The organism is Pseudomonas sp. R3-41 (assembly GCF_054161485.1).
The window spans coordinates 6,834,973-6,857,795 of record NZ_CP096421.1 but is presented as its reverse complement, the minus strand read 5'-3'; the positions used below and the strand labels follow the sequence as shown (position 1 = coordinate 6,857,795).

Here is a 22,823-nt window from a genome sequence, read left to right as displayed (position 1 = left end):
CCATCTACAGACTCAAAACAACGCATAACGGCCGGGTGTCGAACATTTCCGGTATACATGCCGCTGCAAGAATGCTCCCCATCAAGTCGCCACCGGATCCCCGGTGGCGAGCCATGACCTAAGGAGATCTTGCAATGAATACCCAGTCCTCCCGCGCTCAAGCAGCCAGCTACATCACCACCCCGGATGGCGTACAGCTCTACTACAAGGACTGGGGTCCGAAAGATGGGCCAGTTGTCACCTTCAGCCACGGCTGGCCGCTGAATTCCGATAGCTGGGAATCGCAGATGTTGTTCCTGGCGGACCAAGGCTATCGGGTCATCGCCCACGACCGCCGCGGCCATGGCCGTTCCAGCCAGCCGTGGGAAGGCAACGACATGGATCACTATGCCGATGACTTGGCCGCTGTGATCAACACCCTGGACCTTAACGACGTCACCCTGGTGGGTTTCTCGACCGGGGGTGGGGAAATCACCCGCTACATCGGCCGCCACGGCACCGACCGGGTGAAGAAGGCCGCCCTGATCAGCGCCGTTCCGCCGATGATGCTCCAGACCGAAGACTACCCAGGCGGCCTGCCGATCGAGGTGTTCGACGGCCTGCGCAAGGCCTCGCTGGACAACCGCTCGCAGCTGTATCGCGACATCGCGTCTGGCCCGTTCTTCGGCTTCAACCGCGACGGGGCGAACGTCTCACAGGGGCTGATCGATTCGTTCTGGGTGCAAGGCATGCAAGCGGGCCACAAGAATACCTATGACTGCATCGCGGCGTTCTCGGCGACAGACTTCCGCGCCGATCTGGCCAAGTTCGACGTGCCGACACTGATCGTGCATGGCGACGACGACCAGATCGTCCCGATTGACGCCTCCGCCCATGCCGCCGCTGAGTTGGTGCAGAACGCCGAGTTGATCGTCTATCCGGGTGCGCCCCACGGCCTGACCGACACCCACAAGGACCGCCTCAATCAGGATCTGTTGGACTTCCTGGGCAAGTGAACCCATCGCTGCAGCGTCACCCCTCCAATCAATGAAAAAAGGAATGATCATGTTCACTACCAAATCGCTCTTGGCCGTCACCATCACCGCTGCGCTGGCACTGACATCCGTTCAAAACGCAACCGCCGCGCAACCCGACGCCGCCAAGCCCACCATCGTGCTGGTGCATGGCGCCTTCGCCGAATCGTCCAGCTGGAATGGCGTTGCCGCCCAGTTGCTGAACCAGGGTTATCCGGTCGTTGCCGCGGCCAACCCGCTGCGCGGCGTGAAGCAGGACGCTGATTATGTCGCCGATATCGTCGAGCAAACCGCTGGCCCGGTGATCCTGGTGGGTCATTCCTACGGCGGCGCCGTGATCACTAACGCCGTGCATAACAACCCCAAGGTCAAGGGGCTTGTCTATGTCGCAGCCTTCGCGCCGGACAAAGGTGAAACCGCCATCGAACTGTCCGGTCGCTACCCTGGCGGCACCCTTGGCCCTACCTTGGCGGCTCCGGTGCAGTTGGACGACGGCAATAAGGATCTCTACATCCAGCAGGACAAATTCGGCCAACAGTTTGCCGCCGACGTCCCAGCGGCTGATTCCGCGCTGATGGCTGCGACACAACGCCCCATCAGCGAGGCGGCCTTGAAGGAAGCGTCTGGCGACCCGGCCTGGAAAACACTGCCGTCCTGGTTCATCTACGGCTCGGCGGACAAGAACATCCCCGAGGCGGCCCTGAAGTTCATGGCCGAACGCGCCGGCTCGAAAAAGACCGTCACCGTTCAAGGGGCTTCCCATGTGGTGATGACGTCTAATCCGGGGAAGGTTGCCGAGCTGATCGTTGAGGCGGCGCAGGCCAGTTCCAAGGGCTGATCATGTGAAGCGGGCGACTGCCCCTCATCCGTTGGCCTTCGAGAAGACCAAAAACCCGGCACAGGTGGCCGGGTTTTTTCGTTGGGGCATAAATACTATTGCCGCGGTTCTACGACCTCAGCTCAATCAGCGGCTAGTACCCTGCACCACATGACGCCTCGATCCATCCAGAACAAATGCCAGGTCACTCACCATGGCGGCGCACAGTGTGCAGCCTTGGGCTCGGTATTCGGCTCGACACAAACCCCCTGTGGCGAGGGAGCTTGCTCCCGCTGGCCTGCGCAGCAGGCCCCTGCATTCCTCCAGGCAAACCGCATCGCCCGGTGTTGCGACTGCTGCGCAGTCGAGCGGGAGCAAGCTCCCTCGCCACGGGGGCTGTCTGGGCTGACCAAACCGCTGTCCAAATTTTTATGGCAACGAGCCATTAGTATAGATAATCCATCTGCGAATCATTAGCATTAGTGGCATTGGCTTCCCGTTTCCGCAGGTACTCCCCTCCATGCTATTTCCATCTCGCCTTACCTTGCTTGCTATGTGCTGCTCAGTCAGTTTTCTTGCCCAGGCGGCAGAGCCTATTGAATTGGGCGTGACCGATGTGACTGCCGATGCGATCAAACCCAACTCCAACACACTACCAGCGCCCTATGCGGGTGGTCAGGTGGCGAGTGGAGGCCAGATGGGGGTGCTGGGTAATCAGGACAATATGGATGTCCCGTTCGTGATGACCAGTTACACCTCGCAGTTGATCGAAGATCAACAAGCGGAAGACGTGGGTGATGTGCTGCTCAATGATCCGTCGGTGCGTCAATCCTATGGGTTTGGTAACCAATCCCAAGTGTTCGTGATTCGAGGCCTGCCGCTTGCCAGTGACGACATTTCCTACAACGGGCTGTACGGCGTTTTACCCCGTCAAATTCTGTCGACGGATGCGATCGAGCGTGTCGAGGTGTTCAAGGGACCCAACGCGTTTATCAACGGTGTCAGTCCGACGGGCTCGGGCCTTGGGGGCGGCATCAACCTGCAGCCCAAACGCGCGGAGGATGTTCCGACGCGTCGCTATACCCAGGACATCAGCACCGATGGCCGCATTGGCGAGCATTTGGATATCGGGCAGCGATTCGGCGAGGACAACCGCTTTGGCGCCCGGTTGAACCTGAGTCAGCGGGAAGGTGATACAGCGATCGACAACCAGGATCAGCGCACCAAGTTGTTCGTGGCGGGCTTGGACTATCGAGGTGATGACTTCCGCGTTTCCACCGATTTCGGCTATCAGAAACAGCGCATCAACGGCCTGCGTAACTCGGTGAATATCGGCAGCGCTACCCGCATTCCCACGGCTCCGCACGCGAGCCACAATTTTGGCCAGGACTGGACTTACTCCGAAACCGAAGACACCTTCGGCATGGTTCGTGGCGATTGGGATTTGAACGAAAACTGGACTGCCTACCTGGCTGGCGGTGTAAAGCACACCCGCGAAACCGGGGTCTACGCCACACCGACACTGGTCGGCAATAACGGTGTCGCGACGATTGGCGGCTCGGAAATTCCTCACAATGAAGACAACACATCGTTCAGTGGCGGGTTGAACGGGCGCTTCAACACGGGCCCTGTTTCCCACCAGGTTGCGATCGGCGGCTCAACGATCTGGACCGAGCAGGAAAACGCCTACACGTTCTATCGTCCCGTTATCGGCAACAGCAATATTTACGACACCCCGAAGCTCCCCAAGCCGACGGCGGTGTCCAGCACCGGCGGTGAAATGGGCGATCCCGGGGTGACCGGCAAAACCCGCAACCGTAGCCTGGCGATTTCCGACACGGTGGGCTTGTTCGATGACACGTTGCTGGTCACTTATGGTGTTCGTCGTCAGCAGTTGCGTGTCGAAAACTACAAGTACGATGGCACCACTTCAAACGGTGTCGCCAATCCAGCAAACGATGGCAGCCGTAGCACGCTCTACGATGAAGCCGTTACCACGCCGGTCTACGGCATCGTCTACAAACCTGTGGAGAGCGTGTCGCTCTACGCCAACCGAATCGAAGGCCTTGCAAAAGGGCCCGTGGCGTCCGGTTCAGGCATCACCAACCTGGGCCAAGCCTTTCCCCCTGGCCGCACTAAACAGTTGGAAGCGGGCATCAAGCTGGACATGCAAACCTTTGGGGCCAACGTGGGTGTTTTCCGCATCGAGAAACCCTCCGATGGTTACGTCGACAACGCGCAGAACCTCTATGTGCGTGATGGCGAGCAGGTCAACAAGGGGCTGGAGATCAGCGTGTTCGGCGAGCCCATCGACGGCCTCCGGTTGATGGCCGGCGGCACCCGCATGACGTCCGAACTCAAAAACACCGCGGGCGGCCTCAACGATGGCAACCACGCCATCGGCGTGCCGACGTTTCAGCTCAATGCCAGCGTGGATTGGGATGTGCCGGGTATCGAAGGTGCCGCGCTCAGCGCGAGGATGTTGCGCACGGGCGGGCAGTACGCTGACCAGGCCAACAACCTGAGCTTGCCGACCTGGAACCGTTTCGACGCGGGCGCACGTTATAAGATGAAATTCGTGGAGAAAGACCTGACGTTGCGCGTCAATGTGGAGAACATTACCGATAAGAACTACTGGGCCTCGGCGAACGGCGGCTACCTTTCGCAGGGGGATCCGCGGTTGGTGAAGTTTTCGGGGACTGTTGATTTCTGATCAGAAGCGGAACACGGAGCGTCCCTGGCGACATCCGTGGGAGCAAAGCTTGCTCGCGATAGCGGTAGACCAGCCAAACCTGTTATCGACAGACCTGCCCCAATCGCGAGCAAGCTTTGCTCCCACGGCGGGTGGTGTCTGGGCTGGCGTCATCGCGAGCAGGCTCGCTCCCACAGGAGGGCAGGGCTGTTGCAGATGTTCATCACTGCCGGGTGTGGGAGCAGCAGATACTGTGTTCACCGCCGCCCAGTGTGGGAGCGGGCTTGCTCGCGAAGAGGGTGGCACATTCAATATTGAAGCAAGCCGACCCGCCGCTTTCGCGAGCAAGCCCCCCACAGTGGGTGGCGTTGGGCTGGATATTCGGCTCGACACTAACCCCTGTGGCGAGGGAGCTTGCTCCCGCTGGCGTGCGTAGCAGGCCCCTGCATTTCTTCAGGGAAACCGCATCGTCTGGTTTTGCGACTGCTGCGCAGTCGAGCGGGAGCAAGCTCCCTCACCACGGGCGGTGTCTGGGCTGGCGTCATCGCGAGCAGGCTCGCTCCCACAGGAGGGCAGGGCTGTTGCAGATGTTCATCACTGCCGGGTGTGGGAGCAGCAGATACTGTGTTCACCGCCGCCCAGTGTGGGAGCGGGCTTGCTCGCGAAGAGGGTGGCACATTCAATATTGAAGCAAGCCGACCCGCCGCTTTCGCGAGCAAGCCCCCCACAGTGGGTGGCGTTGGGCTGGATATTCGGCTCGACACTAACCCCTGTGGCGAGGGAGCTTGCTCCCGCTGGCGTGCGTAGCAGGCCCCTGCATTTCTACAGGGAAACCGCATCGTCTGGTTTTGCGACTGCTGCGCAGTCGAGCGGGAGCAAGCTCCCTCGCCACGGGCGGTGTCTGGGCTGGCGTCATCGCGAGCAGGCTCGCTCCCGCTGGCGTGCGTAGCAGGCCCCTGCATTTCTTCAGGGAAATCGCATCGGCTGGTTTTGCGACTGCTGCGCAGCCGAGCGGGAGCAAGCTCCCTCGCCACGGGCGGTGTCTGGGCTGGCGTCATCGCGAGCAGGCTCGCTCCCACAGGAGGGCAGGGCTGTTGCAGATGTTCATCACTGCCGGGTGTGGGAGCAGCAGATGCTGTGTTCACCGCCGCCCAGTGTGGGAGCGGGCTTGCTCGCGAAGAGGGTGGCACATTCAATATTGAAGCAAGCTGCCCCGCCGCTTTCGCGAGCAAGCCCCCCACAGTGGGTGGCGTTGGGCTGGATATTCGGCTCGACACTAACCCCTGTGGCGAGGGAGCTTGCTCCCGCTGGCCTGCGCAGCAGGCCCCTGCATTTCTTCTGGGAAACTGCATCGTCTGGTTTTGCGACTGCTGCGCAGTCGAGCGGGAGCAAGCTCCCTCGCCACGGGTGGTGTCTGGGCTGGCGTCATCGCGAGCAGGCTCGCTCCCACAGGAGGGCAGGGCTGTTGCAGATGTTCATCACTGCCGGGTGTGGGAGCAGCAGATACTGTGTTCACCGCCGCCCAGTGTGGGAGCGGGCTTGCTCGCGAAGAGGGTGGCACATTCAATATTGAAGCAAGCCGACCCGCCGCTTTCGCGAGCAAGCCCCCCACAGTGGGTGGCGTTGGGCTGGATATTCGGCTCGACACTAACCCCTGTGGCGAGGGAGCTTGCTCCCGCTGGCGTGCGTAGCAGGCCCCTGCATTTCTTCAGGGAAACCGCATCGTCTGGTTTTGCGACTGCTGCGCAGTCGAGCGGGAGCAAGCTCCCTCGCCACGGGTGGTGTCTGGGCTGGCGTCATCGCGAGCAGGCTCGCTCCCACAGGGATCTGTATTCCCATTGATGCCCCAGGCTGCCGAGAGCAGTTGGCCTCGCCTTGGCCTTACTTACGCTTAAGCATCTCCGGCAACTGCGCCACCAATTTCTGATTATTCAACGGCGCCCGAATAAACCCACGCTGGGTGCCGTCCGGGCCGATCACGGCAAGATTGCCGCTGTGGTCAACCGTGTAGTTGGGCTTGCTGGTGTCCGCCGGGATGAACGGAATGCTCACCGCATTCGCCAGTTTCTGCAGGTCTTCCACCGAGGCGGCGGTCAGGCCTTTGAATTGCGGATCGAAGTAGCCCAAGTACTGCTTAAGCTGCTTGGGCGTGTCGCGGTTCGGGTCGACGCTCACCAATACGATCTGCAACTTGGCCACCGCCTCGGGCGGTAGTTCGCTCTTGATCTGGCGCAGTTGGGCGAGGGTGGTCGGGCAGATGTCCGGGCAGAAGGTGTAGCCGAAGAACAGCAGGCTCCATTTGTCTTTCAACCCGTCCATCGCCACGGGCTGGCCGTCCTGGTCGGTCATTTTCACGTCCGGCAGGTTGCGGCTTTGGGGCAGCAGGATGATGCCGGCGTCGATCAACGCGGTCGGGTCGCCCTGGCCTTTGCTGGACAGCACTTTGTTGATGGTCAGGCCGAGGATCACTGCGATCACGGCCGCGAGGATGAAGACGGTTTTCTGGGTTCGAGTCATAGGCTCAACAGTAAGTAGTGATCAACGAGCAGGGCGATGAACAGCAGGAACAAGTACCAGATAGAGTACTTGAAGGTGTTGATCGCCGCGTGCGGCCGACTGCCACGGTACAACACCACGGCCCATTGCAGGAACCGGGCACCCAGCACCAGTGCGCAAATCAGGTACAGCATCCCGCTCATCTGGATCACAAACGGCATCAGGCTCACCGCCAGCAGCACCAGGGTGTACAGCAGGATATGGATCTTGGTGTAGTGCTCGCCGTGGGTCACCGGCAGCATCGGGATGTCGGCCTTGGCGTATTCCTCCTTGCGGTGGATCGCCAGGGCCCAGAAATGCGGCGGCGTCCAGGCGAAGATGATCAGCACCAGCAGCAGCGGTTCGGCGCTGACATGCCCGGTGGCCGCGACCCAGCCCAGCAGTGGCGGCGCGGCGCCGGCGAGGCCGCCGATGACGATGTTCTGCGGCGTCGCCCGTTTCAGGAAACCGGTGTAGACCACCGCATACCCCAGCAACGAGGCGAGGGTCAGCCAGGCCGTCAGCGGGTTGGTGAACGCCAGCAGCATGGCTTGGCCGGCCACCGCCAAGGCCAGGGCGAAGGTCAGTGCGGCGGCCGGCGAGACCCGGCCCTCGGCCAAGGGCCGCTTGTGGGTGCGGGCCATCACCGCGTCGATGCGCCGGTCCACCACATGGTTGACCGCCGCCGCGCCGCCGGCACACAGGGCGATGCCGAGGTTGCCGAACACCAGGACTGTCCACGGCACGCCGGCACGGGTGGCGAGGAACATGCCGACCAGCGAAGTGATCAGCATCAACACCACCACTTTCGGCTTGGTCAGCTCCAGGTAATCGCGCCAGATCGCTTGGCTGTGGCGTTCACCGGTCAAGGTTGCCATGGCATCTCTCCTTTTATTGTTATAGGGCTGACGCTGTGTTTATGCGGGTTGAAGCGCCAGCGCAGCGGGACCTGGTGCTTGACCCGGACCAGGCTGGTACGGGCGTGATAGTTGACCAATACCAGGGTCAGCAACAACGCGGCGCCCCCGGCGTTGTGGGCGACGGCCACCGGCAACGGCAGATGGAACAGCACGTTGCTGATGCCCAGGGTGATCTGTGCCGCCAGGGCAGCCAGCACCAGCCCGGCGAGCCGGGTCATGCCGACGCTTTTCAGTTGCCAGGCCAGGCCCAGCAGCACCACGGTTACCAGCAGCGCGCCGATGCGGTGGGTCAGGTGAATGGCGGTGCGGGCGTCACTGTCCAGTTGCCCGCCGAGGTAGTTGGGGCCGATGTGTTGGGTCAGGTGAAAGCCGTTGGCAAAATCCGCCGGCGGCAGCCATTGGCCGTGGCAGGTGGGAAAGTCGATACAGGCCACTGCGGCATAGTTGGAGCTGACCCAACCGCCCAGGGCAATCTGGCCGATCACCAACAGCAGTCCGGCGGTGGCCCAATGTTGCAGGCGCTTGGGCACGGTCAGCGCGGGTAATACGCCAGACAATCTCAGCGTCAGCAGGAACAGCAGGCTCAACGTCGCGAACCCGCCCAGCAAATGCCCGGTGACCACCTGCGGCCAGAGCTTGAGGGTCACGGTCCACATGCCGAACGCTGCCTGGGCGAAGACCACGGCCAGCAAGAACAGCGGCAATTTCAAAGGCTGGCCGGGGCGGCGACGGTTCATCCAGGCCCGGGCGGCCAGCGCGGTAATCATCAGCCCCAGGGCCCCGGCAAAGTAGCGATGGACCATCTCGTTCCAGCCTTTGTGGGCTTCCACCGGGGTGTCGGGGAAATGCAGCTCGGCATGGGCCAGTTGGGCTTCGCTCTTGGGCACGCTGATGAAGCCGTAGCAACCGGGCCAGTCCGGGCAACCGAGGCCGGCGTGGGTGAGCCGGGTGTAGGCGCCCAGCAGGACGACGATCAGTGCCAGCAGCGTGGCAAACAGCGCGAGGCGAAATCCAGGTTTGGCCATGTCGATGCCCTCATCCGATGTTCGACAGTTTCAGCAGGTGGCGCAGGTCGTTGAGCAGGTCCTTGCCCTTGACCCTGGCGTCATAGCGCAGCACCAGGTTGCTGTGGGGATCGATGATCCACAGTTGGGCGCCGCCGGAGCCTTGGGCGCCTTTCTGATACGCCGGCAGGTCCAGCGGGTAGCGTTGCAGCTGCGGGTATTCGCGCTGCAACTGGGCGTCGTACTCGCTGTCCAGCGGCTGCGAGATGGCCAGGGCATGGCTGGCGCGGCCGGCATCGCGTCCCAGGCCGATCTGCACCTGCCGCGCCAGATAGACCAATTGGCGGCAGTCCACCGAACACTCCTGCGGCGCGGTGACCAGGATCTGCCAGCGTTGCTCATCGGCTTGTACGCCAATCTCGGCGCGGGTCTGGCCGGTGCCGATCAGCTCGCCGTGGTAGCTGCGGCTGTCGGGCACCCAGAACTGGAATTTGTACATGCCGGTGGCGAGGATCATCGGGCCGATCACGCCGAGCACGATCAGCAGCAATTGCACGCGGCCCTTGCGACGGTTGGGCGCCACGGGCGCCTCAGACGTGTTGGTTGGATTCATGGTGCTTCCCATGGTGTCTCCCTGCGTTGTGCCATCCGAGATAAAGGAACAGGCCGAACAGCGCCGCCGCCATGGCGAACCACTGCACGGCATAGCCGAGGTGTTTTTCCGGCCCCATGGCCACCACCGGCCAATCGGTCCGGTAGGCGCCGGGGCCGCTTTGTTGGCGTAATTCATAGGCGAAGCCGTTGCGGTCGAGGTCGGCCCAGAGCTTGTCCGGCTCGATGGCGGTGACCAGTCGCGGCCAGGGGGCGCCGGCCGGGTCGGCGTGAAGTTGAAAGGTGGCGCCCGGGGCGACGTAGACCCAGGCCTGAAGGCTCACGGGTTGTTCCGGGGTGTTGAACACGGGCGGGATGCGCCGGTCCGGCCAGGGCAGCCAGCCGCGATTGACCAGCAGCCACAGCCCGGTGCGCTGGTCGAGGAACGGTTGCAGCAGTTCGACACCGACCTTGCCGCCCTGCTGGCGGTTGTCCAGCAGGATGCTGTGCTCGGCGTCGAACTGGCCTTGCAGCGTGACCGGTCGAAAGGCCGGGTCGGCGGTGTGCGCCAGCTCGGTGCTGTCCATCGGCGGCGCCACGCGGCGCTCGGCGTAAGTGTCCATGAGCACACGCTTCTGTTCGCCCCGGCTCAGTTGCCAGAACCCCAGGCACACCATCACCGGCACCAGCACGGCCACCACCAATGACGGCACGATGCCCGGCCGGAAGCCTTTCATGGCGTCGCCCGAAAGCTGTCGAACGGGATAGCTATACTCACGTGCATCGCGTCCCCCCGGAGTGTCCCTAATGCTCAAAGCAGCCATCGCCCTGATGCTGATCGCCACGATTGCCAGCCTGTTCAGCGGCCTGTTTTTTCTGGTCAAGGACGACAGCAGTTCCAATCGCCTGGCCATCGCCCTGGCGATTCGTGTCGCCTTGGCCGCCGTCACCGTCGGCTTGATCGCCTGGGGCTTTTTCAGCGGCCAGTTGGTGTCGCATGCTCCTTGGTAAAGCGCCGCCCTGATAACGGCTGCCTCAGAGGATGTAGACGAAGAAGAACAAGCCGATCCACACCACGTCGACGAAGTGCCAGTACCAGCTCGCGGCCTCGAAGCCGAACTGGTGCTCGTTGTCGAAGTGCCCGCGCATGATGCGCATCAGCATCACGAACAAGATGATCGTGCCGATGGTGACGTGGGCGCCGTGAAAGCCCGTGAGCATGAAGAACGTCGCGCCGTAGATCCCCGAGCCCAACGTCAGGCCCAGCTCTTTATAGGCGTGGATGTATTCCTCGGCCTGGAAGCCCAGGAAGGCGCAACCCAGCAGCACGGTGATCGCCAGCCAGATTTTCAGCGCGCCACGATGGCCTTTTTTCAGGGCATGGTGGGCGATGGTCACGGTGACGCTGGAGCTGACCAGCAGGATGGTGTTGAGCAGCGGCAAGCCCCAAGGGCTGATCACATCCTTGGGCGGTGGGAATAGCTTGGGATCGGGGTTGTTCAACAACGGCCAGACGTATTCGAAGTTCGGCCAGAGCATTTCCGATAAACCCTTGCTGCCTTCACCGGCCAACCCCGGCGCCGAGACCATGCGCACATAGAACAGCGCACCGAAGAAGGCGACGAAGAACATCACTTCGGAAAAGATGAACCAGCTCATGCCCCAGCGGAACGAGCGGTCGAGCTGGGCGCTGTACAGCCCGGCGCGGCTTTCCTTGATGACCGCGCCGAACCAGCCGAACAGCATGTAGGCCACCAGCAGGCCGCCGACGAAAAAGATCAGCGGGCCGTGGGAATCCGGGCGGTCGGCTTTCAGGTCGTTGAACCAGGTCGCCAGGCCGTACACCGTGACGAACATCCCGACCGTGGCGATGATCGGCCATTTGCTCTGGGCCGGAACGTAATAGTGCTCATGAGTTGCCATTTATTGTTCTCCTTATCGGGCACGCTATCGGTCAGTGTTTAGAGCCACCGGTGGATGACGAGCGGTGATGTCGAACAGCGTGTAGGACAGCGTCAGATGCTTCACTTCCTTGGGCATGTCCCGGTCGACGATGAAGCGCATGGGCATTTCGATGCGTTCGCCGGGTTGCAGCACTTGCTGGGTAAAACAAAAACATTCGGTCTTGTGGAAATACGCCGCCGCGTTGCTCGGCGAGATGCTCGGCACCGCCTGGGCGCTCATCGGCCGGTCGGTGGGGTTGTGGGCGACGAACACCATCTCGTTGACCGCCCCGGCCTTGACCACCAGCTCATCGCCCTTGGGGTAGAAGTCCCAGACCATGTCCACCGCGTTGGTCGATAGGAACTGCACACGCACCTGGCGTGACTCATCGACCACCTGCTCGCCTTCGTACTGCCCGCCGGTCTTGCCGTTGATGCCGAACGCCTTGCACATCACGTCGTAGATCGGCACCAGGGCAAACCCGAAGATGAACATGGCCACCACCACCAGCAGCAGGCGGGTGACCAGTTTTTTCAGCGAGATCGAGTCAGCCATGATTCTGAACCCCTACAGATAACTCTGTGGGAGCGGGCTTGCTCGCGAAGAACGATAACGCGGTATTACTGCTAGACCGCGGCGCCTGCTTCGCGAGCAAGCCCGCTCCCACATGGGCCCCATGTGTCATCTATTTCACTTCCGGCGGCGTAGTAAACGTGTGATACGGCGCCGGCGACGGCACGCTCCACTCCAGCCCTTCGGCCCCATCCCATGGCTTGGCCGGTGCCGGCGGGCCGCCGCGGATGGTCTTGATCACGATGAACAGGAAGAAGATCTGCGTGGTGCCGAACATGAACGCGCCGATGGACGAGACCATGTTGAAGTCGGCGAACTGCAGGTTGTAGTCGGGAATCCGCCGGGGCATGCCCGCCAGGCCCACGAAATGCATCGGGAAGAACGCCAGGTTCATGCCGATGAACGACAGCCAGAAGTGCAGCTTGCCGAGGGTTTCGTCGTACATGTGGCCGGTCCATTTCGGCAGCCAGTAGTAGGCCGAGGCAAAGATCCCGAAGATCGCCCCGGGCACCAGCACGTAGTGGAAGTGCGCGACCACGAAGTAGGTGTCCTGGTACTGGAAGTCCGCCGGGGCGATGGCGAGCATGAGCCCGGAGAAACCGCCGATGGAAAACAGGATCACGAACGCCACGGCGAACAGCATCGGCGTCTCGAAGGTCAGCGAGCCTTGCCACATGGTGCTGGCCCAGTTGAACACCTTCACCCCGGTGGGCACGGCGATCAGCAGGGTCGCGTACATGAAGAACAGCTCGCCCACCAGCGGGATGCCGACCACGAACATGTGGTGCGCCCAGACGATGAACGACAGGAACGCAATGGCGGCCGTGGCGTAGACCATCGAGGTGTAGCCGAACAACGGCTTGCGCGAGAACGCCGGGATGATCGAGCTGACGGCACCGAAGGCCGGCAGGATCATGATGTACACCTCGGGGTGGCCGAAGAACCAGAACACGTGCTGGAACAGCACCGGGTCACCGCCACCGGCGGCACTGAAGAAGCTGGTGCCGAAGTGGATGTCCATCAGCATCATCGTCACGCAGCCGGCCAGCACCGGCATCACCGCGATCAGCAGGAACGCGGTGATCAGCCAGGTCCAGACGAACAGCGGCATTTTCATCAGGGTCATGCCGGGGGCGCGCAGGTTGAGGATGGTGGCGACCACGTTGATCGCGCCCATGATCGAGCTGATGCCCATCAGGTGAATGGCAAAGATGAAGAACGTCACGCTTTCCGGCGCGTAGGTGGTGGACAGCGGCGCATAGAAGGTCCAGCCGAAGTTCGGCCCGCCGCCGGGGGTGAACAGCGTCGAGACCAACATCAGGAACGCCGCCGGCAACAGCCAGAAGCTGAAGTTGTTCATGCGCGGCAGGGCCATGTCCGGCGCGCCGATCATCAGTGGGACCATCCAGTTGGCAAGGCCGACGAACGCCGGCATCACCGCGCCGAAGACCATCACCAGGCCATGCATGGTGGTCATCTGGTTGAAGAATTCCGGCTGCACGATCTGCAAACCGGGCTGGAACAGCTCGGCGCGGATCACCATGGCGAACGAGCCGCCCAGCAGGAACATCGAGAAGGCGAACCACAGGTACAGCGTGCCGATGTCCTTGTGGTTGGTGGTCAGCACCCAGCGCATCAGGCCCTTGGCGGGGCCGTGGGCGTGGTCGGCATGACCGTGGTCATCGATCACAGCACTCATGTCCTTTCTCCTTCGAACCAATGGGCTGGACGGCGCGGGGCAACGCGCCCCGACCGGTTTTGGGAACGAGCGTCGGGCCGGCTCATTGGCTTTCTGCCTGTTTGAGTTCCAGCACTTCTTTAGGCGTCACCATGTCGCCCTTGTTGTTGCCCCAGGCGTTGCGTTCATAGGTCACGACCGCGGCGATATCGACTTCCGACAGTTGTTTGCCGAAGGCGGCCATGGAGGTGCCGGGCTTGCCGTGGAAGACAATGTTCAGGTGATCCTTGATCGGCCCGGTGGCGATTTTCGAGCCCTTGAGCGCCGGGAACATCGGCGGCAAGCCCTGGCCTTCGGCCTGGTGACAGGCCACGCAGGTGGTGTGATAGACCTTGTCGCCACGCTCGACGAGTTCTTCGCGGGTCCATTCCTTGCTGGTCAGCTCCTTGAGCTGCGCGGCTTCGGCCTTGCGTTCGCCCAGCCATTTCTCATAGTCGGGCTTGCTCTTGACCTCCACCACGATCGGCATGAAGCCATGGTCCTTGCCGCACAGCTCGGCGCATTGGCCGCGATAGAGGCCTGGCTTGTCGACGCGGGTCCAGGCTTCGTTGACGAACCCCGGGATGGCGTCGCGCTTGACCGCGAAGGCCGGCACCCACCAGGAGTGGATCACGTCGGCGGAGGTCACCAAAAAGCGCACCTTGGCATCGACCGGCAGCACCAGCGGCTTGTCGACCTCCAACAGGTAGTGCTCGCCCTTGGCGCTCTGGTTGTGGATCTGTTCGGCGGGGGTCGCCAGGTTGCTGAAGAACTCGACGTCCTGGCCCAGGTACTTGTAGTGCCACTTCCACTGGTAGCCGGTGACCTGGATATCGATCTCCGACTCACTGGAGTCGTACATCTTGATCAGGGTCGCGGTGGCAGGAATCGCCATCAGCACCAGGATCAGGAAGGGCACGATGGTCCAGAGGATTTCGACGCGGGTGTTTTCGTGAAAGTGCGCGGCATTCTGGCCGGTTGAGCGGCGGTGCATCATCATCGACCAGAACATGGCGCCGAAGACGATGATGCCGATGACCACACAGATCCAGAAGATGGTCATGTGCAGGTCGAACACTGCGTTGCTGATCTGTGTCGCTCCAGGCGCCATATTCACAGTCCAGGCAGCTTGTGCCTGACTGAAAATCGACCACAACAGGAGGCCCATCCATACGTGTGGATGTCGCGTCATTGCGGGTTCCCCTTATCGTTCTTGTTATCCCGTAGGCGTAAAGCCTGCGGCAAGGGATCGGCTATTCAGACTGCTTAATTGACTCGCCGCGCCTTGCTGCACATGCAATCGGGTGTCATCAGCTAACTCCATTCCAAACCGAGTATAGACAGCACCTGCAACCTCGCAACGCGATGGCGTAAATCGTTTGAAACAGCCGGGGCTTGCGCTAGAGCCCACGAATGGAGAAGGATGCGAACTGAGTGATGGCAAACCGATATAACTGTGACGCAGCAAGGAAGGGGCAGTTATGAAAAATAGGTCTTAGGAGTGTTTTTGCGCCAGCTAAGTTATGTCTTCCCTATTTCATTGCCTTTGTTTCCTGGAGTTGTCATGAACACCGCCGCATTGCGCGAGCAGATCCAAAAAGCCCAACAACACGAAGCCGAGACCGGCCAATTGACCCGTCAACTGGAGGCCCAGTTACCGCATCTGCACCGCACCATTCAATTGCCGGACACGAACCCCAATAACGCCCTCGCGCGGTTTGTCGCGGCGTACATCGATGAAGTGCCCGACCTGCTGGACGCAGCCAACGACGTGGCGAGGGAAGCGGGTATCGAGTCGCAGATCAAACCGGTACTGAAGATCGCCGAACAGTACTTCCTCCAGCCGCCGACCATCATGGCCGGGCATGTCGGGCTCGACAGCCTGCTGGACGAAGCCTATCTGGCGCACCGGTTTGTCGAAGAGGTGAATGACCTTTATATCAAGCATTTCGGCCAGCCATTGATCCCCTTGGACATGACGGTCGCCAACCTGATCGCCCACCAGTTGATCGGTGAGGCATTTGCCAACCAGCTCGATGAAGTGGTGCATCACACGTTCGACGAGATGCTCAACGACGAGACGTTTGCCTTGGAATCAGTAGAAGCCTATCGCGAGAAGCTCAGCAGCCCTGAGACCGGCGCCGCCTGGAAGCGCTGGCCGTGCATGTCCCGTCGCTTGGGCGTGGGCCTGGAGCTGGATCAGCCGGCGGCTTGATCCATCAGGACAACATGAAGCTTTTGTGGGAGCGGGCTTGCTCGCGAAGGCGGAGTGTCAGGCAGCCTATTAGCTAACTGATTCACCGCCTTCGCGAGCAAGCCCGCTCCCACATTGGATCTGTGGTGTTCATAAAATAGGTGTCCAGCACCAGCCCCTTGTGGGAGCGAGCCTGCTCGCGAAAGCGGTTGGACATTCAACATCTATGTCGACTGATCCTCCGCCATCGCGAGCAGGCTCGCTCCCACAGGGGCTGTGGATTACCCAGCCGCTGCACCAACCCCTACGGTCGTGCGCAACCGCCCTTCCAATCGACGCTTGAGCCCGCGGGATTCAATCAGCAGCTTCGACCCCTTGCTGGCATTCGCCCGGCCCCATTCTTCCAGCAACTCCAGGCACGAGTGATCGATGTAGCTCAGGTTATTGAGCGGCACGTGCACGGTCGCGCCCGTTGGGATGGTGCCCAGCACCTGGGTCAGCGCCGGCACCTTGAGGAAGGTGGCCGCACCCACCAGGCGCAGTTCCATCTCGCCTTCCTGAGGCAGGTCGATCAGGCTGATTTTCAGGCGCGAGGCTTTCCAGGCCAGTTTCACCAAGGTCAGGCCGAAGCCGATCAGCACACCGGTCAACAGGTCGGTGAAGATGATCGCCAGCGCCGTGGCGGCGTAGGTGAACATCGGCATCCGGCCATAACGGCCCAGGCTTCGAAACGCCTTGAGGTCCACCAGTTTGAAACCGGTGTAGACCAGCACGCCGGCCAGGCTCGCCACCGGAATGCTTTGCAGCACGCTGGACAGCAACAGCACGAACAGCAGCAACCACAGGCCGTGGAAAATCGTCGACATCCGCGTGGTGGCCCCGGCCTGGACGTTGGCCGAACTGCGCACGATCACCCCGGTCATCGGCAGGGCGCCGAGCAGGCCGCAGAGCATGTTGCCGATCCCTTGCGCCGACAGTTCCCGGTCGAAGTCCGCACGTTCACCGCTGTGCATGCGATCCACGGCGGCCGCCGACAGCAGGGTTTCGGCACTGGCGATGAAGGCCACCGCGAACGCGGCGATCAGCAGCGTTGGGTCGGCCAGGTTCAGCAGGTCCGCCGGGCGCAGCCAATCAATGGCTTCGGCCAGGTTCTCCGGAACCTCCACGCGCTTGACCTGCAAGGCCAGCAGCAGGCTGGCGACGGTCGCCAGGCCGACGCCCAGCAAGGCGCCGGGAACGAAGCGCAGGCTGTGGGGGCGAAACTTCTCCCACAGCCACATCACCGCGATCGTCGACAGACCGAGCAGGCCGGCCTGCCAGCCGAAGGACGGCAAGGCCTGGGCCACAGCCGCCGGGAACGCCGCGAGGTTATCCAGCCCGGAGGGCTTGGGCGCCGCGTCCAGCATCACATGGACCTGGGACAACACGATCAGCACGCCGATACCCGCGAGCATCCCGTACACCACGGCTGGCGCGGTGACCCGGAACCAGCAACCCAGGCGAAAGCGCCCGGCCAGCAATTGCAGTAGACCGGCCAGCAGCAGGATCGGCCCGAGCATGGCCACGCCATGCTGGCGCACCAGTTCGAAGACCAACACCGCCAACCCGGCGGCCGGACCGCTGACTTGCAGCTTCGAGCCAGCCAGGAAACCCACTACCAGACCACCGATGATCCCGGTAATCAGGCCCTTGGCCGGCGGCAGGCCGGAGGCGATGGCAATGCCCATGCACAAGGGCAGCGCCACCAGGAACACAACCACCGAAGCCAATAGCTCCCGTGGCAGAACAGCTTTTAGTTGAGCAGCACGCATGGCGACTCTCCCGAAGTTTCTTCAGGCATGGCGAGGCCCTACCGCCTGGATAGCGGTAAGGCTAGAACCACACAAGGATGATTAGGAGTGGTTAGAAGCGCGCTTTGGGCGTCGCCACCGGTATCGGATGGCTGCCATCGAGCGGCAGGAAACGTCCCTGGTCCGCGTCAAAGGCTTTGATCTCGCTGGTCTCGATGTTGTACACCCAGCCATGGATGAACAACTGACCGCTGGCCATGCGCGATGCGACCGAGGGATGCGTTCGCAGATGCTGCAACTGCGCGATCACGTTTTCTTCGGTGAGGATGGGCATGGTCTGTTTTTCGTCGCCGCACGGACAGTTGTCGTGGACCATGGTCTTGGCCACTTCGGCGTGGCGCAGCCAGGCTTTTACCGTGGGCATTTTTTCCAGGGTGTCCGGGTTCAGCACGGCACGCATGGCGCCGCAATCGGAATGACCGCAAACAATGATGTGTTGCACACCGAGGGCCAGCACGGCGTATTCGATGGCGGTGGAGACGCCGCCATTCATCTGCCCGTAAGGCGGAACGACGTTGCCGACGTTACGGGTCACGAACAGGTCGCCGGGGGAGCTATGGGTGATCAGCTCGGGCACGATGCGCGAATCGGCACAGGTGATGAACATCGCACGGGGCGCCTGGGCGGTGGCGAGTTTCTTGAAGAGCTCTTCCTGTTGCGGAAAGATCTCGTGATGGAAATGCAAAAAGCCGTCAACAATATGCTGCAGCGCTGCATCGGCGGTTTCCGCCACGGGTTGGGCTGAAGCCGACGCAGCCAACGGCTGATTATCCTTGTCACTCATGATTCATCCTCTTTTGACGGTATGACGCCAGTGGCTAAAACATCCAGGTCGACATCTGCGACCCGTCAGTCACTCGCTGAACAAGGTAGCGGCCGAAACTTAACTCAAACTGAAATCGAAGGCTCTAGGACAATGATTCCAGGGGTGGCGAAACACTGGCGCAGCTCATGTCCAGTGGTCTTTCCAGGGTCAACTTTAATCAAATCAACGACATCTGTCGGCCCGGCGGACAGAAGGCATCGCAATCGAGAGTGTATCCGTCGCGTCGCTCCAGTCCCAGGCGCTTGAGTGCCTTGGCGAAGCGCTGGGCCAGCAGGTCGGCGAACGGGCCTTCGCCGCGCATTCGCGCACCGAAGCGGCTGTCATACAGCTCGCCACCGCGGCTCTGGCGCACCAGGCTCAGTACATGGGCGGCGCGTTGCGGGTAGTGTGCCTGGAGCCACTCCTCGAACAGTGGCGCGACTTCCAGCGGCAGGCGCAGCATCACGTAGGCGGCATTCTGCGCGCCGGCGGCGTGGGCTTCGGCCAGCAGGCTCTCGATCTCGCTGTCGTTGATCATCGGGATCATCGGTGCGCAGAGCACGCCCACGTTGATGCCTGCCTCACGCATGACCTTGATCGCCCGCAGCCGCGCCTTGGGCGCCGCCGCCCGGGGTTCGAGAATGCGCTTGAGCTCATCGTCCAGGGTGGTGAGGCTGATCATCACGTGCACCAGGCGTTGCTGTGCCAGTTCGGTCAGCAGGTCCAGGTCGCGCAGGATCAGCGAGCCCTTGGTGACGATGGTCACCGGATGCCGATAACGCAGCAGCACCTCGAGGATCCGCCGGGTTATCCGTTGTTCCCGTTCGATCGGCTGATAGGGGTCGGTGTTGGAGCCCAGTGCGATCGGCGCGCATTGATAGCCGCGCCGGGACAATTGCTCCTCCAGCACGTCGGCGGCATTGGTCTTGGCGATCAGCTTCGTTTCGAAATCCAGCCCCGGCGACAGGTCCCAATAGGCGTGGCTGGGCCGCGCATAGCAGTAGATGCAGCCGTGTTCACAGCCTCGGTACGGGTTGATCGAGCGGTCGAATGGGATATCGGACGAGGTGTTGCGGGTAATGATGGTTTTCGCCGTTTCGATGCGCACTTCGGTGCCCTGGGTCGGCGGGACTTCCTGGTACCAGCCGTCATCCTCGACCACCGAGCGATTCGGGGCGAAGCGGTTGTGCGGGTTGGTCGCGGTGCCGCGGCCGCGAGGTGGAAGGGAGACAGGCATGGGAATACTCTGAGGGCTGTATGTGCATACAGTATTCGCTGCGTTCGATTAGGGCCAGTGCCATTCGGCAGTCCAACTACCGGATCGGCGTTCACAAGGCTTTGACGTTCACCTCACGGGCTTTTAACCGCAGCGAGCCGACACTGGGCCTCCTGTATTCCTTCGCTCTCGGTCGTGCGTGCATGCTCAAGCTCTGTTCCCGTTCGTTGTTGTGCCTGGCCTTGCTTGCCGGGCTGGCCGAAGCGCCCGTCCAAGCGGCCGATTTCCCTGAGGCGAGGCCCGCTGAATGGGCGCAGCCGGTGGAAAAGGACTACAACCTCTACCAGATGTCACCGACCCTCTATCGCAGCTCCCTGCCAGACGGCGGCGCCGTGCCTTTGCTGACGAAGCTGCGGATCGGCACGGTCATCACCTTCCTGCCGCAGTCGGACAAGCGCTGGCTGTCCACCCCCGGCATCGAGCAGGTGCAGTTGCCCTACCGCACCAATCACGTCGATGACAGTGACATCCTCAGGGCCTTGCGCGCCGTCCAGGCGGCCGAAGCCAAGGGGCCGGTGCTGATGCACTGCAAGCACGGCTCGGACCGCACCGGGCTGGTGGCCGCCATGTACCGGGTGGTGGTGCAGGGCTGGAGCAAAGAGGACGCGTTGAATGAAATGACCGAAGGTGGCTTCGGCGACAGCCATCATTTCAAGGACGGCGTGCGCTACATGATGCAGGCCGATGTCGACAAACTCCGCGTGGCGTTGGCGAACGGCGATTGCAGCACCAGCGTCTTTGCCCTTTGCTCCCTGGAAAGCTGGGTCAACTCGACCACGACGACACGTCACCTCGACCCTCAGGCGCTGGTGCCTTCACGCTGATCGGTCGCCTGCAAGAACGCGGTGATGGATTCGGACAGCGGCCGTGAATCGCCCCGTTCGAATATCGTCTCGCGTAATGCCTTGCACGTTTGCCTATCGAACAGCCCGTTGCGCTTGAATCGCTTGAACACCGTGTCGGCCAGTTGTTTCGACCAGGCATAGGCGTAGATGCCGGCGGCGTAGCCCGTGACGATGTAGTCCAGGCCATTGGGCCAACGTTCGTTCGCGAACACGGGCAGATGTCCGACCTGTGCGTTGATTTGATCGAAGACCTGCTGGGCCGTTCGTCCGTCGCCATGGCTGCGGTGCAGCTCCATGTCGAACAACGCATCGCGCAAGAACGCGGCTGTATCCCAACTGGTCTGGGTGTCGAGATAAGCCAGCAGCTGATCGGCAATGGCATCGGGCAGGGGCGCCCCGGTTTGGTGATGCCTGGACAGGCGCACCAGGCATTGCTTGGTGAAGCACCATTGTTCGAGCAGTACGCCAGCGAATTCCGCCGAATCCCGGGACAGCTCGGAAATACCCGAAACAGCGCGATATTCGACCCGGCTCAGCACATGGTGCAAACAGTGGCCCAATTCGTGAAAAAGCATTCGCAGTTGCAGATGATCAAGCAGCACCGGGCTGGCACGTGAACCCCGCGGCAGCCAGCCGTGCAGCGTGGCGATCGGATAGCGAGGTCGGCCTTCGGCGGTGATGCGGCGGTTTCGCAGGGTGGAGGTATTGGGAAAGCTTTCCTGATTCGGGTCCTCGAACGGATCGAAATAGAGATAGCCCAGAAGCTCGCCCCGTTCGAAAACTTCAAGAAGACGCACCTGCAGGTGCCAGGTCGCCACGTCCCGACGTTCGATGATGTCCACGCCGAACAGGTCCCGGGCGACCAGCAGCATCCGTGAAAAGGTCGATTCCAACTCGAACCAGGCGCTGACGGTCTGTTCCGAGACGCCGGTCATTTGCTGGCGAAGCTTTTGTGCCAGGTATTGATAGTTCCATGGCTGCAACCCGCTGAAACCCTGGGCTTGGGCAAATGCCTCCAACTGCGCGCTGTCGCGGATAAACACGCTTTGCTGCTGTTCCAGCAGGCCTTGCAGGAAAGTCTGGACCTCTTCCGGCGACTGGGCTTGTTCCGGTTCGAGCGCCAACTGAGCGTAACTCGAATAGCCCAGCAGGGTGGCCAACTCATGACGATCCCTGAGCAACTGCCACAGCACATCGCCGTTGTCGTACACGCCGGCATGTGGCCCTTGATCGGACGCGCGCGTGCTGTAGGCGACATACACCTGCTTGCGCAGCACGGCATCGTCCGCGTAACGCATGACGATACGAAACGATTCTTCATCGAGGGTCAACAACCATCCCGTGCGCCCCTGTTCACGGGCCTGCTCGGCCATGCGCTGCCTGAAGGCAAGCGGCAGGCCACCCAATCGGGCTTGATCATCAAATGTTCGGCTCCAGGCTTTGTTGGCCTCATGCAAATGTTCCTGGAACAGGCTCCGGGCGCCTTGGATGCGCAGTTGCAAATCCTCCAAGGCCGGTTGCGAATCGGACCCCAGCCCGTTGCGGCGAAATTGCCTGAGGATCTTTTCCAGGGTCCGCTTTCTCACTGTGGAGAAATGCTTGGCGATCTCGCTGTCCGCCAAGCGTTGATAGAGTTGGAAGAGCTCGGGGTTCTGTTTTAGCGACCGCTTGAACTGCTGCAAGCGTGGGGTGCAGTCGAGCGAAGCCTGCTTCCAGGCGTCTGCGGTCCTGGTGGATGCCAGGCGCTCCAGCACATAACCGAACCCCCTGAGTCGCGCATGGATTTCATCCATGGCCAACACCAGGTCGTCCCAGGTGGGAAAAGGTGCTTGAGTCCGGATGATCTCGGCTACTTTGGCGCGGCTTTCGATGATGATCTGGTCGAGGGCCGGGGAAAAGTGTTCGGCTTTAATGTCGGAAAACGGCGGCAGGTCATAGGCCTGCAGCAGTGGGTTATCAGCGTGGCGCATGGAGACTTCCTGTCAGTCTGGACGTGTCACGGCAGTCTGGGAAGGAAGGCGATTGGCGCTGCGGTACATAGTTATCG

General features: G+C 61.7%; 19 protein-coding genes. 6 read left to right on the top strand and 13 right to left on the bottom strand.

What is annotated here, in order from left to right:
• Positions 1–134: 134 nt before the first annotated feature.
• The 3 genes from M1D99_RS29605 (at position 135) to M1D99_RS29595 (ending at position 4,543) form a co-directional block, all read left to right on the top strand.
• Positions 135–995 (top strand): alpha/beta fold hydrolase, encoded by an 861-nt coding sequence (locus M1D99_RS29605; RefSeq protein ID WP_458131213.1) that lies wholly within the window; start codon positions 135–137, stop codon positions 993–995.
• 43 nt (positions 996–1,038) lie between these two features.
• Entirely contained in the window at positions 1,039–1,851 is an 813-nt protein-coding gene (locus tag M1D99_RS29600; protein ID WP_458131212.1) for an alpha/beta fold hydrolase, read from the top strand.
• A 499-nt stretch (positions 1,852–2,350) separates the two neighbouring features.
• Positions 2,351–4,543, top strand: a complete 2,193-nt coding sequence (locus M1D99_RS29595) for a TonB-dependent receptor (protein WP_458131211.1) — start codon at positions 2,351–2,353, stop codon at positions 4,541–4,543.
• 1,860 nt (positions 4,544–6,403) lie between these two features.
• Here M1D99_RS29595 and M1D99_RS29590 read toward each other — a convergent pair.
• Genes M1D99_RS29590 through M1D99_RS29570 form a run of 5 tightly spaced genes read right to left on the bottom strand, consistent with a single transcriptional unit; the run spans position 6,404 to position 10,309 of the window.
• The gene (locus M1D99_RS29590; protein WP_053126982.1) at positions 6,404–7,039 is read right to left on the bottom strand and encodes an SCO family protein; all 636 of its coding nucleotides are present in this window, start codon (positions 7,037–7,039) and stop codon (positions 6,404–6,406) included.
• Positions 7,036–7,935: a heme o synthase gene (gene cyoE, locus M1D99_RS29585; protein ID WP_018600879.1), complete on the bottom strand. Its 900-nt coding sequence runs from the start codon at positions 7,933–7,935 to the stop codon at positions 7,036–7,038. The genes M1D99_RS29590 and cyoE overlap by 4 nt, the downstream gene beginning before the upstream one ends.
• Positions 7,923–9,002, bottom strand: coding sequence for a COX15/CtaA family protein (locus M1D99_RS29580; protein WP_411386098.1), 1,080 nt, complete (start codon positions 9,000–9,002; stop codon positions 7,923–7,925). The genes cyoE and M1D99_RS29580 overlap by 13 nt, the downstream gene beginning before the upstream one ends.
• Before the next feature lie 10 nt (positions 9,003–9,012).
• The gene (locus M1D99_RS29575; protein ID WP_458131210.1) at positions 9,013–9,606 is read right to left on the bottom strand and encodes a hypothetical protein; all 594 of its coding nucleotides are present in this window, start codon (positions 9,604–9,606) and stop codon (positions 9,013–9,015) included.
• Positions 9,572–10,309, bottom strand: coding sequence for an SURF1 family protein (locus tag M1D99_RS29570; protein WP_434573270.1), 738 nt, complete (start codon positions 10,307–10,309; stop codon positions 9,572–9,574). Before M1D99_RS29570 ends, M1D99_RS29575 begins: the two co-directional genes overlap by 35 nt.
• A 70-nt stretch (positions 10,310–10,379) precedes the next feature.
• On the opposite strand from M1D99_RS29570, the gene M1D99_RS29565 reads away from it, so the two are divergent.
• The gene (locus tag M1D99_RS29565; protein WP_186708284.1) at positions 10,380–10,583 is read left to right on the top strand and encodes a twin transmembrane helix small protein; all 204 of its coding nucleotides are present in this window, start codon (positions 10,380–10,382) and stop codon (positions 10,581–10,583) included.
• 24 nt (positions 10,584–10,607) lie between these two features.
• On the opposite strand, the gene M1D99_RS29560 is transcribed toward M1D99_RS29565, so the two are convergent.
• From M1D99_RS29560 to coxB, 4 genes are all read right to left on the bottom strand, one after another.
• Entirely contained in the window at positions 10,608–11,495 is an 888-nt protein-coding gene (locus M1D99_RS29560; protein ID WP_186708282.1) for a cytochrome c oxidase subunit 3, read from the bottom strand.
• A gap of 24 nt (positions 11,496–11,519) precedes the next feature.
• On the bottom strand, positions 11,520–12,071 hold the full coding sequence (locus tag M1D99_RS29555; RefSeq protein WP_186708280.1) for a cytochrome c oxidase assembly protein: 552 nt from the start codon (positions 12,069–12,071) through the stop codon (positions 11,520–11,522).
• Positions 12,072–12,201: 130 nt separating this feature from the next.
• Entirely contained in the window at positions 12,202–13,788 is a 1,587-nt protein-coding gene (gene ctaD, locus M1D99_RS29550) for a cytochrome c oxidase subunit I (protein WP_186708278.1), read from the bottom strand.
• Between the two features lie 82 nt (positions 13,789–13,870).
• Positions 13,871–14,998 (bottom strand): cytochrome c oxidase subunit II, encoded by a 1,128-nt coding sequence (gene coxB, locus M1D99_RS29545; RefSeq protein WP_186708276.1) that lies wholly within the window; start codon positions 14,996–14,998, stop codon positions 13,871–13,873.
• A gap of 372 nt (positions 14,999–15,370) precedes the next feature.
• Here coxB and M1D99_RS29540 point away from each other — a divergent pair, with 372 nt between their 5' ends.
• Positions 15,371–16,021: a hypothetical protein gene (locus tag M1D99_RS29540; protein ID WP_186708274.1), complete on the top strand. Its 651-nt coding sequence runs from the start codon at positions 15,371–15,373 to the stop codon at positions 16,019–16,021.
• 260 nt (positions 16,022–16,281) lie between these two features.
• Here the strand turns inward: M1D99_RS29540 and M1D99_RS29535 are convergent, their stop codons facing one another.
• The 3 genes from M1D99_RS29535 to M1D99_RS29525 form a co-directional block, all read right to left on the bottom strand.
• Entirely contained in the window at positions 16,282–17,811 is a 1,530-nt protein-coding gene (locus tag M1D99_RS29535) for a SulP family inorganic anion transporter (RefSeq protein ID WP_434573264.1), read from the bottom strand.
• A 91-nt stretch (positions 17,812–17,902) separates the two neighbouring features.
• On the bottom strand, positions 17,903–18,634 hold the full coding sequence (locus M1D99_RS29530; protein ID WP_250963885.1) for a carbonic anhydrase: 732 nt from the start codon (positions 18,632–18,634) through the stop codon (positions 17,903–17,905).
• 199 nt (positions 18,635–18,833) lie between these two features.
• A complete protein-coding gene (locus M1D99_RS29525; protein WP_458131209.1) occupies positions 18,834–19,892 on the bottom strand; it encodes a PA0069 family radical SAM protein in 1,059 nt (352 codons plus the stop codon).
• Positions 19,893–20,074: 182 nt separating this feature from the next.
• On the opposite strand from M1D99_RS29525, the gene M1D99_RS29520 reads away from it, so the two are divergent.
• On the top strand, positions 20,075–20,755 hold the full coding sequence (locus tag M1D99_RS29520; RefSeq protein ID WP_434573260.1) for a phosphatase domain-containing protein: 681 nt from the start codon (positions 20,075–20,077) through the stop codon (positions 20,753–20,755).
• Here M1D99_RS29520 and M1D99_RS29515 read toward each other — a convergent pair.
• Positions 20,731–22,746, bottom strand: coding sequence for a M3 family metallopeptidase (locus M1D99_RS29515; RefSeq protein WP_458131208.1), 2,016 nt, complete (start codon positions 22,744–22,746; stop codon positions 20,731–20,733). The genes M1D99_RS29520 and M1D99_RS29515 overlap by 25 nt on opposite strands.
• Positions 22,747–22,823: the final 77 nt, after the last annotated feature.